We start from the raw sequence: 13,588 nt of genomic DNA on the forward strand, positions 1-13,588 counted from the left end.
CTCCTTCTATTTGACCGGATTATGCCACTAGCGCGATTTCCCGCCGGTCTTCTCGGCTCACTCACGGCAAACGGTTGGGTGCTCGGCCGCCAACCTGTTTTGCGCAGGGTACTGCCTTTGTGCTTGCCCGACGCGCAGCCGATCGGGCAAGCACAAAGTTAGACAAGGCCCATGCGCACGGCCATCTCGGCCTGCCAATCGGTCCGTGGCCTGAATCCCGGCAGTGTGCTCGCGTGGTGCTCAACAGCCGCCATCAGGTCTGCGTCAGGCAAATCAAAGTCGACCGGTACTCGCATCGGCTGATCGACGTACCAAGGCGTGTCGATGAAGATCTCCAGCCGGTTACCCTCAGGATCGCGCGCATAAATCGAAATCGCGTTGCCATGAGTGACGGGGTTGATCTCTTCCAAACCTTCCGAGACAAAGCGCGCGTAAAACTGCCTGAGCGTGTCAAGACTGTCCGCTTCGAACGAAATCTGATTGATCGGATTGAACGCCAGGTGCTCAGGCCGACCGCTCGCAAGCACGATCTGGTGATGAACAGCGGGATCACGACTCAAGAACACCAGCCGCACTTCGCCGCGCGGCGTCTGCAGCGTCCCACGATCCGTCACAGTGAACTCCAGCACCCGCGAATAGAAGTCTTCCACCCGTGCCATATCGCTCACGTAGAAGCCCATATGGCTCAGCGACAGTCCGCGTCGCAGCTTCTTCATACCTTCCATGCCCGCCTCCAGTAGTGATAAACCCTAACTAAAAACACGTTGTGCTCAGCGATAAATGTAGTTTATTCTCAAAATACGATAACTGCACGATTTTTATAGAGTCGATAGTATCGATCCACCTGGAATTTTATCTACCTGGAACTTCAATGAAACTCGTCAGCTTTTCTACTCGGCAAGGCCCTTCCTTCGGCGTCGTTCGCGACGACAGCATCGTTGACCTCGGCAGGCGCCTGGACGGTCGTTATGCCGACCTGAAGGCACTGATCACCGCCGACGCGCTTGGTGAGGCCGCCGAAGCGGCCCACGGCGCTCAGGGCGACTACCCGTTGTCGGAAGTGACGCTTCTGCCGGTGATTCCCAACCCGGAGCAGATCTTCTGTGTGGGACTCAACTACGCGGAGCATGTCAAGGAAACCAATCGCGAAACCACCGAGCAGCCCGTGATCTTCATGCGGCTCCCGGCTTCGCAAGTGGGCCATGAGCAGCCGATGCTGCGTCCGGCCGAGTCCCACCAGTTCGACTACGAGGGCGAAATCGCAGTGATCATCGGGAGGGGTGGGCGGCGCATCGCTGAAGCCGACGCCTGGAATCACATCGCCGGGTACGCCTGCTACAACGATGGCTCTGTGCGCGACTGGCAGCGACACACCACCCAATGGGGACCGGGCAAGAACTTTTATCGCACCGGCGCGTTCGGGCCGTGGATGGTGACGAGCGACGAAATCGAACCGGACGCCCTCATGACGCTCGTCACTCGTCTGAACGGGCAGGAAGTGCAGCGCGCGACCACACAAATGCTGATTCACGGCATTGCCAAACAGATCGCCTACCTGTCCACCTTCACGCCGCTCGCTCCGGGCGACGTCATCGTCACCGGCACGCCCGGCGGCGTCGGTGCAAAGCGTAATCCGCCGCTGTTCATGAAGCCTGGCGACCGGGTCGAAGTGGAAGTCGACCGGATTGGCGTCCTCTCCAATCCGATTGCCGACGAAGCATAAAGACTGTTGCCGGATGCCCCTTCCGCGCATCCGGCGCCTCATCAAGCGGATGTAGACATGTCAGATAAAACGATTTCGATGCACGCATGCGACTACGATGTCACCATCATCGGCCTCGGCCCGACCGGTGCGACGCTGGCGAACTTGCTGGCGACCGAAGGCTTGCGGGTACTCGTGCTGGAGCGAGACAAGGACATTTTTGCGCTGCCCCGCGCGGTGCATTTTGACGGCGAATGCATGCGCGTGTTTCAGAGCATTGGGCTCGCAGACACACTGCTTCCCAAATTGTTTGTCGGTCCCGGCATGAAATTCGTGAACGCCGCGGGCAAGCTTCTCATCGACTGGGCACGGCCCACGTCTATTGGCCCGCAGGGCTGGTGCGCAAGTTACAAGTTTCATCAACCCGACCTCGAAAACGCGTTACGAGATCGCCTGGCACTGCACCCCAATGTAGACGTACGGCTGCGTCACGAAGTGTTTGCACTTGACGAAACGAACGATGGGGTCCAACTGCGCTTTGAAGACACCAGCTGCGGCAAGCTTGGTCACGCTACGGCTCGCTATGTGGTCGGCTGCGATGGGGCGCGCTCGATCGCGCGTCGGTTCATGGGCACCGAACTCACAGATCTGAAATCGCATGAACGGTGGGTCGTGGTCGATGTATTGCTTGACACCTCGCGACCCGACCTCGGTGATTTCTCAATTCAGTATTGCGATCCGGCGCGCCCGACGACCTACACCCGTGGTCCGGCAAATCGCCGCCGTTGGGAAATCATGGTCATGCCGGGCGACGATGCGACGCAACTCGCGTCCCCCGAATGGTTGTGGGATAAGCTCGCCCGCTGGATTTCCCCGGCCGATGCCCGACTCGAGCGTTCCGCGATTTACACCTTCCACTCGGTCGTGGCGAACGGCTGGCGCCGCGGACGACTGCTGCTTGCTGGAGATGCCGCGCATCAGACACCGCCCTTCATGGGCCAGGGGATGGCAGCCGGCATCCGCGACGCGTCGAATCTTGCATGGAAGCTCGGCGCCGTCATTCGCGGCACTTCGCCCGATAGTCTGCTCGATACCTACGAATCGGAGCGCTCGCCTCATGTGCGCGAATTTATCGAAACTGCGGTGCAACTCGGTTCGGTCATTCAGACGACCAGTCCTGAAGCCGCGAGCAACCGCGACAGCGAAATGAGCGCCGCGATTCGCAACTTTGTCACCCCGCAACCGAAGCTTGGCCCTGGAGCCTGTCTCGACGGATCGTCGTCAGCCGTGGTTGGACAGATCTCGTCCCAGCCCCGCCTGAAGGACGGACGCTTGATGGATGACGTCGTTGGATATCGGTTTGCGCTCGTCGCTTCGCCCGAACTGCTCGCCGGATGTGACGATATCGTCCGTTGTGCGGAACGCGCGGGCGTCCAGATCGTGAGCGATGGGGACACGGTAAATGCGTCTTTAGCGTCAACAGGCGCTGCAGCGTTGTTGATCCGTCCTGACCGCTACGTGTACGGCGTCGCACATGACACAGCATCGTTGCACAGCTTGCTCGAACACGCATTCCCGGCATTGCAAACAGCGGGCGTATAACCGGCCGGCGCGCAGAACGCTTAGAGCCGCTGATGCGGCACGACTACACACATCTATTGGACGAAGAAGACAACAATCTTTGGAGGAGTCATGGAAATATCTCACCACCCCGTTGGCGCCGCTGATCATTCGCACTCTCCTGGCTTATCGCGGGCGCAGTGGAGGATGATTCTCATCGCGAGCCTTGGCGGTTCGCTGGAATTTTACGACTTTATCGTCTACGGTTTCTTCGCCCATTACATCGCGGCCCAGTTTTTCCCGAACGCCTCGTCGTTGATTAGCATGCTGGCCACTTTCTCAGTGCTGGCAATCGGCTATGTCATCCGGCCGCTTGGCGGTATCGTCCTCAGTAGCTGGGGGGACCGTTACGGTCGTCGTCCGGTCTTCCTGGGTTCCATCATCGTGGTCACCACGGCCACCATCTGTCTAGGTTTGCTGCCCAATTTTCAGAGCTGGGGTATCACCGCTTCGATCCTGCTCATCCTGTTGCGCATGCTGCAAGGCTTCTGCGTCGGCGGTGAAATGCCAGGCGCCATTACCTATGCAGTCGAAGCGGCGCCGCATCGTGCGGGCCTCGCCGCAGGCATCATCATCTGTGCGGTCAACGTGGGTGTTTTGCTTGCTACGTTCGTTAATCTCGGCATCCAGACCTACCTTTCCAGCGCTGACGCGGCGGCCTATGGCTGGCGGATCGCGTTCCTCTTCGGGGGACTCTGTGGGCTCGTGTCGTACTGGATGCGTCGCAATCTGGACGAGTCTCCCGAGTTCAAGGAGATGCATGGCGCGGTCGTCAAGCAACCATTTCGCGAGACGCTGCGACATCATGGCAAAGGTGTCGTCGCGGGAGCGCTCACGATCGCTGTGATGGCCGGCGTCAATGGCATCCTCTACGGTCACATGCCGGCCTATCTGGTCCAACAACTGCACTATGCGCCCCAGACGGCGGCGATAGCCCAGAATGCCTATCTGGTCGTCAGTTCCTTCGGTCTGCTCGCTGCGGGCTGGCTGGGAGACAAGATTGCGCGCCGATACCTGTTGCAAACGTCAGCAGCGCTGCTGATCCTGCTCAGCTACCCGTTTTATTGGGCGCTCGTGAATCACACAGTCAATCCGGTCGTCTTATTCGTTCTCGCCGCGGTGGTCTTTTCGCTCGCAAGCGGTACGTGGCCCTCCGTCCTCGCCGATCAGTTCCCTGTCCAGGTCCGGTTCAGTGGAATTGCTCTTGCGTACAACATCTCAGTGGTCGTATTCAGCGGCTTTGCACCGTTGCTCGCCACCATGCTGGTTCGTGAGACAGGATCCTTGGCCGCCCCCGCCTACTACGTGATTAGTGCATGCGCCGTCGCCTTGCTCGCGAGCTTTGCCCTGCCAAAGGCAAGTCTGCTGCGCGGCTCAGCTCACCGGACGGCACGCTCGCCTCATTAGTGAACGACGATCTGACCTTCGTCCATTCGTCTGGCTACATTCACGACAAGCCGAAACATCTGGCGTTCCTCAGCGACAAGATCAAGACACATAAAAACGTGCGTGCCCAGCCTCTCGCGTACATCTTCCTGCCTGAATTGGTAATCACGACGGGTCAGTTTGAGCAATCGTTGCAGCGCCGCAATGACGGCTCGGAGGTAAATATCCGTGCTCTAGTCACTCAGGTTTGGATCAGACGTGAGACCGGCTGGAAGCTACCACATCTTCATTCAGGGCGCCTACCAGACGGAGCGCATTGGGTTCATGCCTTCGCTCCCGGAATCTCGGCGTACGCCCCATTTGGCTCGCCGTCTATGAAGGTCCGTTCGAAGCCAGAGAGTGGCCACTCGGCAGACGATTGCGACAGTCCCTTCATGGCCGACCCTCGCCCTCCATGGTTTTGAGCGACCTCAATCAGCCGTTCAGTAAGCCAACAGCCCGTAGGGCGAAGGCAAGCGATGCCAGCATGGCTCCCTCCGGATATCCGTCGCCCCGGTCAGCCGCCGCATCAGGTAGCACACCATAGCAAAGCGACCGACATGCCCGTTTCGAAGCTCCCGCCGCCGTTTCTGCTCAGTCGTGACTGCCGACGGCGACGCCGCTCGTCCAACTGATCTGCGCGTCCCGTCCTGACGGATGATCGCGACGCAAGGTGCGGCGCTGCGAAGGCACCACGCGTAGTGCCGCTTCAATCGACGATGGCACCACCGCTCCCACCCACGCGAACTCGTCAGCGGTGACAGGCACTGTGGTCCAGCTTTGCGTATCGTCACCATTCGTCCAGTCTATTGATTCGGTGAAGACCGAGATGAATCTGCGCGAACAACGAAAGCATTGCAGGCCGCGCACGACGAAGTGCGATTCGTCGACCCACCTGTCCAGTTCTCTCAGACCGCTCGGCCGTTCCCACGCGGCCTCGGCGGATGCCGGCCAGCAGTGATCGCAACCGGTCAGTTCCATCGAATCATGAGTCGTTTCCGTCATTGCATGCCCTCCTGCTAACACCTGTCTGCGTTGAGCCGATGCGTTGCCCCATGCCGTGCCGACTTGTGGCATGAGCCTCGCGAGGTAGTGTCTTTAAACATGCTTCAACGCCTCGATAATCGCCTTGTCGTTTGGATGATTCAGCACCGCGGGAAGTTGCCCAGTCGGCACCAGCGATACCGCCTGGCTTTCCCATCCCATATCCGCAGGATTGCCGCCGATCCGCTCGGCCAGGTAGTAACGTGTGTACGACTGACTGCGCTTCACGTCGGCCAGATGCGAGATCAGACGCACTTTCAGCCCAGACTCTTCGAAAGCCTCGGCCAGTGCTATTGCCTGCAAGGACTTTCCGACTGCGGTGCCCTTGGTAAACGTCGCCTCGTAGCCAGCAAATCCATTAGTCTGCGCGACGACCCACACGCGACCGTCCGGCTCACGGATCACCACACCTGCTGCTCGCTTGTAACCCGGCGGCGGGGCGGCTCGCCACGCCGCGATCTGTTCGGGATAAAGACCTTTGCGGCGGCAATACTCGGCCAGCTCCGCTGCATTGAGCGGCGCCGTTTCCAGCACTACCGCAAACTTGTCTTCCGAAGACCATCCTTCGGGATTCTTCCCATCGTCCGGCACTGCGACTTCTTGTCCTTTGGCCTGTCGGCGCCACGTGTACAACGTCTGTTCCGTAATCCCCGTTTCTCTGGCCAGCGCCGAAACCAGCGCATTCTCTAGCGGCATCATGCGGCGCACCAGCGCTTCTTTTCTTTCTGCTGAGTACGGTTTCATTCATTCCGATTTTACCGCCCCCGGACCATGTCTATAAGAATCAGATAACATGACAACTATTCTGACGTCGGGGGCCTCACGACGCGCTAGGTCACGGCGCGGCGCACGACCTGGGTGTCTGCCATACGGGCCGCCAGACGCTCACTCGCGAAGCGGGATTGCCAGGTGGTGATGAAACGCGAATCGCATCGCAATTCGTTCATGATCGCCCCGCGCGAGGCCCCCTCGTCGAGCAGCAGGATCAACCGCGCTCGCCTTACCTGGCCAACGGCCATCGTTCGGCTGGAGGCAAGCGCGTGCACCTATGTGTGCCTGCACAACCATCAGCCGCTAGCGGATTGACAGCGAAAAATCGATGTAGGACTTGAAATTGCCAAATTGACTGGTTAGCTTTATCGGGCGTCCCAAGAGGTGACGACGACTATAAAAGCACTTCTGAGAGAATTCAAACGGGATGAATCAACACGATCGAACCATCGAGCATCTTGAGCGGAGCGGAGCGGTGAGGACAGCACCGTGAAACGCGCCGTTGCCGCACGCCTTGACACTGCTCTGAAGCGGGCCCGGGTCACTTCTGCTCGGGGAGCCAGGCGTCTCGACGTGAATGAATGCGACGTGCAATTCTGGCGCCTTGGAATCACAGTTCCACCGCCAGGCATATTCACGCGTATTGTGGCTTTTCTTGATCTTCACGCTTACTGGCTCTGTACAGAACAGACAAAGGGAGCAAGGACTGCCGCGCAGTCTCAGAGGGCAACGTACCTCTTGGCCCTTCCTGACATCCGGCCGCCATCATATAGGTAATAACGCGGCAAGCTGTTGCACCAGTATGAAGCAGAAATACCTGTTCGCTCACGAATAGAAAGATAGTAGTGCCATAGAGTGTGCACGGAAACGCCTGACTTCACCCTGGCAACAATTCTCCGTGCACTAACCGCAACCGACGAGGAGTCAAAGAAATGACGAAGCGAATTGCATATGTTACTGGCGGCATGGGCGGAATCGGAACGGAAATCTGCCAGCGGCTGCACAAAGATGGGATGACGGTGGTGGCGGGCTGTGGGCCGAACTCTCCGCGGCGGGAGCGCTGGCTGGCCGAGCAAGCCGCGATGGGCTTCACTTTTATCGCGTCGGAAGGCAATGTCGCGGACTGGGGTTCGACTGAGACTGCCTTCGCGAAGGTGAAGAAAGAGGTGGGTGACATCGACGTACTGGTGAACAACGCCGGCATAACGCGGGACGGCGTATTCCGCAAGATGTCACGGGAGAATTGGGACGACGTTATCGCCACGAACCTGACCAGTCTGTTCAACGTCACCAAACAGGTCATTGAAGGAATGGTCAGCAAGGAGTGGGGCCGTGTTATCAATATCTCGTCCGTCAACGGGCAGAAGGGGCAGTTCGGCCAAACCAACTATTCGACGGCCAAGGCGGGCCTTCACGGTTTCACGATGTCGCTTGCGCAGGAGGTGGCGAACAAGGGCATCACGGTGAATACGGTTTCTCCAGGATATATCGGGACCGATATGGTCCGCGCCGTGAAGCCTGAGATCCTGGACGCCATCGTTCAGAGCATTCCGGTTCGCCGACTCGGAGAGGCCGCGGAAATTGCCTCAATTGTTTCCTGGCTTGCCAGCGATGAAGCCGCTTTCGCAACTGGAGCTGATTTCTCGCTGAACGGCGGCCTGTACATGAGCTAGCAGCATCCGCCGATGCTTTAACGAAGACGGTGAAAACCGCTGTCTCCAGCGCTCCGGATAAAGCGCTGGAGACGCGAAGCACGCCCGTATTACGCGTTCCCCGCTCTATGTCCATTCCCGCGGCGAAATGCTGGGGTTCAGGTACTTCCCGCCCCGAGAACGCACCCAGGTTGGAACTGTCGCGTCGGACCTGACCTCAACACAGTACGCCCTGAACCTCCTCACCCATCTCTCACGGAGAGCCACATGCGTGATGTACCAGGCATGGAACCATTTTCGTCCGTCCTCTGGCAAAGAAGGTTTCGTTTGGTTGCGCGGGATGCCAATCATCCTGGCGCCGCGCTCGTGTATCCGTTGGGGTAGTAGAGCTGTCACATGGGGCGAATTCCTTTGAAGCGACGTGGAAAAATTGGTTCGCCGATGCAGTTTGTTCTTCTCGGCGAGCGTTCTGGTGTGTTTATGAACAGGAGCGCCGTTCCTATAGTTCAGGACTGTGGCATAGTGAAACGGCTCGTTCAAGGACAGATCTTCGCTCGAGGTTTGATATAGCTGCCCCTTGGGGCGACCTCTGCGACTTGTGAGTACCGGCAAATTTTCTCCGACGCGTGATATGCGGCCGCGATCATTTGCCGGATCCGACCGCAGTTATCGCGACGGAAAAATGCCGCGCACTAGCAAGCGCGCGAGCTCGTTGGCGTACCCCCAAGCCACGGCGATGCGTTGCGAATTCGCCCGAGCACTACACCCCGCGACGATCACCCACGAGTTTCAAACGGCTATAGACCGAGAATACTGCGGGTTTTGATTGTCAACGGTTCACGTTACGTTCTGAGCACCTTGGGTCGCGGACTCTTGCACGCCCTGATTTTCCAGTGCGTGGAAATCGGCGGCGCAATCGCCGATAACCTTGTGGACATACCGGTCGTTGAGTGCGATCGGTTGCGAGTCGCCCGCGGCCGTTGCCAGGCCGGGCAGCAAGCAAAGTAGGAACATGAACCGTATTAACCACAAACCCGACGGCGCGATTGACGCCGGGAACCTGCTTGCACCAATACGGCGCGAGTAAGGATTGCTGCGCACCATTTCGATTAATCATGCGCCATTTAAAGCATCTGTAATTCGATATTTCTATTCAACCGAATAGCCGACTTAATGCATTTAAATTTTCCGATGTCAACTCCCGGGAGGCGCTCAAAGGGACGGATTTCTGCATTTTAGAGTGGATGTTCTAGGTGGGTAATGCAGCATCAAAAAAAGTTTGTTGATAATTTTGTCAGTTGTTATTGTTCTTCCCGCAACTCGTTATCACGAGCTTCGACATCACGCTTGTCATCACTTCATGGCGCGCAATCCTTGTCGAATCGACTGGAACGATACGATGCCGTAGACAGCCTCCGGGCATGACGCATGAATCGGGTCCGCCGTGTTCCCGAAGCATTCCATTTAGTTCGGAATGCGAATGAAATGGCAGGATAAATGTGACACGCAGCGCGCGTTGGTTGGACGCGTTGCCGCAAAACGGAAGCAGGGCGCGCGGCGCCCGAGGGAGCGGAGGTGGTGATGAAAGGGGAAGTCGGATTGCAATCGGTGGGCACCGCTCTGCAACGGCCCGCGCGGCCTCGTGAGATCGGCCGCAAGCAGGAGAGCCCGGTGCGCCGTTTCGGTGGCATCGCGGCTGTGCTCGCCCTGCACATCGTGCTGATCTATGCGTTGGTGAGCGGGCTGGCAACGAACGTCGTGCAGGTCATTCAGCGTCCGATCGAAACGAAGATCGTCGAGCCGGTGAAACCGCCGCCGCCTCCGCCGCTGCCCACCGTGCAATTGCCTCCGCCGAAATTCACCCCGCCGCCGCCGCCGTTCGTGCCGCCGCCCGAGGTGTCGGTACAGGCGCCGCAGCAGGCCACCATCGCTCACTCAGCCGCGCCGGTGCAGAGCGCGCCGGCGACGGCGCCGCTCGCGCCGCCCGCGCCCGTCACCGCACCGGCCAGACCCGTGAGCCATGAAGTGGGCGTGGTGTGCCCGAACTCGGACCAGATTCGCTCGACGATCAAGTATCCGCAAGAAGCGCAGGAGAACAACGTGACCGGCGAGGTGCTCATCGAGTTCGTCGTCGATGCACAAGGGCGTGTCACGAACGAGCGGGTCGCGAAATCCGCCGACGACGACAGCCTGGATCGCACGGCGTTCAACGCAGTAAGGCAGTTCAGTTGTATATCGCAGGGGCAGCCGGTCCGCGTGCAGGTGCCGTTCTCATTCAATCTCAACTGAGTTGCGAACGGCAGTATTCGGGTGGCAATTCATTAGTCACGTAAGTTTAACGAATGAACTGGAGTAGGCATGAAAAAGCATTCTTTCGCCGCACTGGCGGCCAGCATGTTGATCGCCGTAGTTATGGTTGACACCTTTGTTGTTCCCACGCTCGCCCACGCGCAAGCGAGCGACGCGAGCGCCACGGCCTCGGCGAGCGCACCGAGCACGACCGCCGCAGCGCTCGCGTCGGGGCCGGCGGTAGATCAGCCGCTGCCTGTTCCTGCGACGACCGAAACGGTCAGCAATCCATACGGCCTTGGCGCGTTATGGAAGAACGGCGATTTCGTCGCGCGCTTCGTGCTGATGCTGCTGGTGATCATGTCGATGGGCAGCTGGTACATCATGGCCACCAAGTTTATCGAGCAGGTCCGGGCGAACCGCCACGCGAAGTTGGCTGATTCTCAACTGTGGAGCGCTCGCTCGCTCGCCGATGGCGCGAAGCAGCTCGAAGAAAACTCGCCATTCCATTTCATTGCAGAAACCGCGATCGAAGCGGGCGAACATCATGACGAAGCGCTGCTCGAAGCGGTCGACCGCAACACGTGGATCGACGTCTCGATCGAGCGCGCGATCACCAACGTCTCGAATCGTCTGCAGGATGGCCTCGCGTTCCTCGGCACGGTCGGTTCCACTGCGCCGTTCGTCGGGCTGTTCGGCACGGTGTGGGGCATCTATCACGCGCTGACGGCGATCGGTATCGCGGGCCAGGCGTCGATCGACAAAGTCGCTGGGCCCGTCGGCGAAGCGCTGATCATGACGGCGATCGGCCTTGGGGTCGCGGTGCCCGCGGTGCTGGGCTACAACTTTCTCGTGCGTCGCAACAAGGCCGTGATGGAGCGCGTGCGTGGGTTCGGCGCGCAACTGCATGCGGTTCTGCTGGCTGGCGGCAAGCGCGTCGGGCGCACCGCGCCGCGCGCCGCCGTCATGGCCGACTGAGCGAGGGACACTCCATGGCCATGAGCGTTGGAGGGGAAGGCGGCGAAGACGAGGTCATCTCGAGCATTAACACCACGCCGCTAGTCGACGTGATGCTGGTTTTGCTGATCATCTTCCTGATCACGATTCCTGTGGTCACGCACACCGTGCAGTTGCAGTTGCCCAAGGAAACGGTGCAGCCGCTGCAGACCACCCCGAAGAGCATCGAGATTGCGGTGAATCGCGACGGTGAGTTCTTCTGGAACGAGACGCTGGTGGATGGTCCGACACTCCTCGCGCGCCTGAAGTCGGTGTCGGAGCAGCAGCCGCAGCCGGAAGTGCACGTGCGTGGCGACCAGAGTACCCGATACGAGTTCATCGGGCGGGTGATCACGTCGTGCGAGCGGGCGGGAATTGCGAAAGTGTCATTTATTACGGAGCCGCCAGCGCGCGGCGGTTAAGGGGCGGTTATGGGCATGAACGTATCGTCGGGCGGCGGCAGCAGCGAACCCGAAGTGATGGTGGACATCAATACCACGCCGCTGATCGACGTGATGCTGGTATTGCTGATCATGCTGATCATCACCATTCCGATCCAGATGCACGCCGTCAAGATGAATCTGCCAGTGGGCAATCCGCCGCCTCCGGCGGTGCAGCCGGAGGTCGTGCAGATCGACATCGACTTCGACGGCACCACGACCTGGAACGGCACGCTTGTGCCCGACAGGGCGGCGCTGGAGCAACACTTCGCGCAGGTCGCGGCCGAGTCGGTTCAGGCTGAGATCCACCTGCGTCCGAACCGGCTTGCGCCATACAAGGACGTGGCCGAGGTGATGGCGGCGGCGCAGCGCGAAGGCGCAACAAAGATTGGCTTGATCGGCAACGAACAGTACATGCAGTGAGGTATACGAAAGCGATGAGCATTCAGTATCGATTCAAGAAGGTGGCGCTTGCGCTCGCGGTGAGCGGATTTTCGGCGTTGTCCATGCTGCCGACGGCGGCGCAGGCCGCGGACACGCTGCGTCCCGACGTAGCGAAGCCGCTAAGCGACGCGCAGAATCTGTACCACGCGCACCACTATGACGAGGCGCTCATCAAGATTGCGCAGGCCGCGGCCGTGCCGAACAAGACGCCATACGAAACCTACATGGTCGAGGAGATGCGCGGCTCCGCGGCCATGGCGGCGGGCCAGAACGGCGTGGCGGTGCAGGCGTATGAATGGCTGCTCGCGAGCGGGCAGCTCAAAGGCGAGGACGGGCAGCGCACGACGGCGACGCTCGCAGGCATCTACTTCCAACAGAAGAACTATGCCCAGGCGATCAAGGTCACGCAGCGCTACCTGAAGGCGGGCGGCGGCGATCCCCAGATGGCCACGCTGCTGGTCGAGTCGTATTATCTCTTGGGCGACTACGCTAGCGCGACGCGCCTGCTGAATGCGGACGTCGAAGCCCAGGTGCGCGGTGGCCATACGCCAGACGAGGCGCAACTGCAACTGCTCGGCACCTGCGCCCAGCATGCGAACGACGAGGAGGCCTATCGCGGCGCGCTCGAAAAGCTCGTGGCATATCACCCGAAGCAGTCGTATTGGGACGACCTGCTGCACGCAATTCGCAGCAAGCCGGGCTATCTCGGTGCACTCGATCTGGACACTTATCGCTTGCGCCGCGCTACGGGTTCGCTGTCCCGCGCCGACGACTACATGGAGATGACGCAACTGGCAATCGTTGCGGGGTCCACGGCGGAAGGCAAGCAGATCATCGATCAGGGTTTTGCATCTGGCTTGCTTGGTCACGATGCCGGGGCCGATCGCGAACGTCGCCTGCAGGTTCTCGCGGCGAAGCGTGCCAATGCCGGGCCGGACCCGGCCAATCCAGTCGCGCCTTTCGAAGCGGCTTTCAATCAGGTGTATGCGGGTCAGGCGAAGCAGGGTCTCGCGACCATGGAGTCGCTCATTGCGAAGGGCGGGCTTGACCGTCAGGATTTAGCGCGGCTGCGTCTCGGCGAGGCAGACTTTGCCGCAGGAGAGAAGGTGCGAGCTGTCCAGGCGTTTAAGGCAGTCAAGGGCAGCGACGGCAGCGCTGATCTGGCGCAGCTCTGGATACTGGTGGCCTCGAAGCCCTGAGTACCT

Annotated in this window: 14 protein-coding genes and 2 pseudogenes; 10 read left to right on the forward strand and 6 right to left on the reverse strand. The window is 59.7% G+C overall.

Going from position 1 to position 13,588, the window contains the following annotated elements; genetic code table 11:
• Nucleotides 1–158: 158 nt before the first annotated feature.
• Entirely contained in the window at nt 159–725 is a 567-nt protein-coding gene (locus tag L0U84_RS42300; RefSeq protein WP_233860061.1) for a VOC family protein, read from the reverse strand.
• Nucleotides 726–871: 146 nt separating this feature from the next.
• Between L0U84_RS42300 and L0U84_RS42305 the strand changes: the two genes are divergently transcribed.
• The 4 genes from L0U84_RS42305 to L0U84_RS42320 all read left to right on the forward strand — a co-directional run bounded on the left by L0U84_RS42305 (nt 872) and on the right by L0U84_RS42320 (nt 5,172).
• Nucleotides 872–1,723, forward strand: a complete 852-nt coding sequence (locus tag L0U84_RS42305) for a fumarylacetoacetate hydrolase family protein (RefSeq protein WP_233860062.1) — start codon at nt 872–874, stop codon at nt 1,721–1,723.
• Between the two features lie 57 nt (nt 1,724–1,780).
• Nucleotides 1,781–3,304, forward strand: a complete 1,524-nt coding sequence (gene mhpA / locus L0U84_RS42310) for a bifunctional 3-(3-hydroxy-phenyl)propionate/3-hydroxycinnamic acid hydroxylase MhpA (RefSeq protein WP_233860063.1) — start codon at nt 1,781–1,783, stop codon at nt 3,302–3,304.
• A 90-nt stretch (nt 3,305–3,394) separates the two neighbouring features.
• Entirely contained in the window at nt 3,395–4,729 is a 1,335-nt protein-coding gene (locus L0U84_RS42315; protein WP_233860064.1) for an MFS transporter, read from the forward strand.
• Nucleotides 4,639–5,172, forward strand: coding sequence for a nuclear transport factor 2 family protein (locus L0U84_RS42320; protein ID WP_233860065.1), 534 nt, complete (start codon nt 4,639–4,641; stop codon nt 5,170–5,172). The genes L0U84_RS42315 and L0U84_RS42320 overlap by 91 nt, the downstream gene beginning before the upstream one ends.
• Nucleotides 5,173–5,341: 169 nt before the next feature.
• Here the strand turns inward: L0U84_RS42320 and L0U84_RS42325 are convergent, their stop codons facing one another.
• The 4 genes and pseudogenes from L0U84_RS42325 to L0U84_RS42335 all read right to left on the reverse strand — a co-directional run.
• A complete protein-coding gene (locus L0U84_RS42325) occupies nt 5,342–5,752 on the reverse strand; it encodes a hypothetical protein (RefSeq protein ID WP_233860066.1) in 411 nt (136 codons plus the stop codon).
• Between the two features lie 93 nt (nt 5,753–5,845).
• On the reverse strand, nt 5,846–6,250 hold the full coding sequence (locus L0U84_RS43950; protein WP_326491263.1) for an NUDIX hydrolase: 405 nt from the start codon (nt 6,248–6,250) through the stop codon (nt 5,846–5,848).
• A pseudogene (locus tag L0U84_RS43955) lies at nt 6,230–6,535 on the reverse strand (transposase); the annotation flags it as partial. The gene L0U84_RS43950 and the pseudogene L0U84_RS43955, both read right to left, overlap by 21 nt.
• Nucleotides 6,536–6,607: 72 nt before the next feature.
• A pseudogene (locus tag L0U84_RS42335) lies at nt 6,608–6,810 on the reverse strand (helix-turn-helix domain-containing protein); the annotation flags it as partial.
• 684 nt (nt 6,811–7,494) lie between these two features.
• Here L0U84_RS42335 and phbB point away from each other — a divergent pair.
• A complete protein-coding gene (phbB, locus tag L0U84_RS42340; protein WP_233860069.1) occupies nt 7,495–8,235 on the forward strand; it encodes an acetoacetyl-CoA reductase in 741 nt (246 codons plus the stop codon).
• 816 nt (nt 8,236–9,051) lie between these two features.
• Here the strand turns inward: phbB and L0U84_RS42345 are convergent.
• Nucleotides 9,052–9,318: a hypothetical protein gene (locus L0U84_RS42345; RefSeq protein ID WP_233860071.1), complete on the reverse strand. Its 267-nt coding sequence runs from the start codon at nt 9,316–9,318 to the stop codon at nt 9,052–9,054.
• A gap of 477 nt (nt 9,319–9,795) precedes the next feature.
• On the opposite strand from L0U84_RS42345, the gene L0U84_RS42350 reads away from it, so the two are divergent.
• The 5 genes from L0U84_RS42350 to L0U84_RS42370 all read left to right on the forward strand — a co-directional run bounded on the left by L0U84_RS42350 (nt 9,796) and on the right by L0U84_RS42370 (nt 13,582).
• A complete protein-coding gene (locus L0U84_RS42350; protein WP_233860072.1) occupies nt 9,796–10,503 on the forward strand; it encodes an energy transducer TonB in 708 nt (235 codons plus the stop codon).
• A 69-nt stretch (nt 10,504–10,572) separates the two neighbouring features.
• A complete protein-coding gene (locus L0U84_RS42355; RefSeq protein ID WP_233860073.1) occupies nt 10,573–11,481 on the forward strand; it encodes a MotA/TolQ/ExbB proton channel family protein in 909 nt (302 codons plus the stop codon).
• Between the two features lie 14 nt (nt 11,482–11,495).
• Nucleotides 11,496–11,921: an ExbD/TolR family protein gene (locus L0U84_RS42360; RefSeq protein ID WP_233860074.1), complete on the forward strand. Its 426-nt coding sequence runs from the start codon at nt 11,496–11,498 to the stop codon at nt 11,919–11,921.
• A 9-nt stretch (nt 11,922–11,930) separates the two neighbouring features.
• Complete coding sequence (locus tag L0U84_RS42365) at nt 11,931–12,362, forward strand: ExbD/TolR family protein (protein ID WP_233860075.1); 432 nt, start codon at nt 11,931–11,933, stop codon at nt 12,360–12,362.
• Nucleotides 12,363–12,376: 14 nt separating this feature from the next.
• Entirely contained in the window at nt 12,377–13,582 is a 1,206-nt protein-coding gene (locus L0U84_RS42370) for a tetratricopeptide repeat protein (protein WP_233860076.1), read from the forward strand.
• Nucleotides 13,583–13,588 lie beyond the last annotated feature (6 nt).

The sequence above is a fragment of the Paraburkholderia sp. HD33-4 genome (genome assembly GCF_021390635.1).
In the GTDB taxonomy this organism is placed as follows: Bacteria; Pseudomonadota; Gammaproteobacteria; order Burkholderiales; family Burkholderiaceae; genus Paraburkholderia.

Bases quoted from the DNA above. Each gene is read 5' to 3' on its own strand.
- L0U84_RS42370 (WP_233860076.1), top strand. From the start codon at position 12,377: ATGAGCATTCAGTATCGATTCAAGAAGGTGGCGCTTGCGCTCGCGGTG.
- L0U84_RS42305 (WP_233860062.1), top strand. From the start codon at position 872: ATGAAACTCGTCAGCTTTTCTACTCGGCAAGGCCCTTCCTTCGGCGTC.
- phbB (WP_233860069.1), top strand. From the start codon at position 7,495: ATGACGAAGCGAATTGCATATGTTACTGGCGGCATGGGCGGAATCGGA.
- L0U84_RS42350 (WP_233860072.1), top strand. From the start codon at position 9,796: ATGAAAGGGGAAGTCGGATTGCAATCGGTGGGCACCGCTCTGCAACGG.
- L0U84_RS42355 (WP_233860073.1), top strand. From the start codon at position 10,573: ATGAAAAAGCATTCTTTCGCCGCACTGGCGGCCAGCATGTTGATCGCC.
- L0U84_RS42345 (WP_233860071.1), bottom strand. From the start codon at position 9,318: ATGGTGCGCAGCAATCCTTACTCGCGCCGTATTGGTGCAAGCAGGTTC.
- mhpA (WP_233860063.1), top strand. From the start codon at position 1,781: ATGTCAGATAAAACGATTTCGATGCACGCATGCGACTACGATGTCACC.
- L0U84_RS42360 (WP_233860074.1), top strand. From the start codon at position 11,496: ATGGCCATGAGCGTTGGAGGGGAAGGCGGCGAAGACGAGGTCATCTCG.
- L0U84_RS42325 (WP_233860066.1), bottom strand. From the start codon at position 5,752: ATGACGGAAACGACTCATGATTCGATGGAACTGACCGGTTGCGATCAC.
- L0U84_RS42365 (WP_233860075.1), top strand. From the start codon at position 11,931: ATGGGCATGAACGTATCGTCGGGCGGCGGCAGCAGCGAACCCGAAGTG.
- L0U84_RS42300 (WP_233860061.1), bottom strand. From the start codon at position 725: ATGGAAGGTATGAAGAAGCTGCGACGCGGACTGTCGCTGAGCCATATG.
- L0U84_RS42315 (WP_233860064.1), top strand. From the start codon at position 3,395: ATGGAAATATCTCACCACCCCGTTGGCGCCGCTGATCATTCGCACTCT.
- L0U84_RS42320 (WP_233860065.1), top strand. From the start codon at position 4,639: ATGCGCCGTCGCCTTGCTCGCGAGCTTTGCCCTGCCAAAGGCAAGTCT.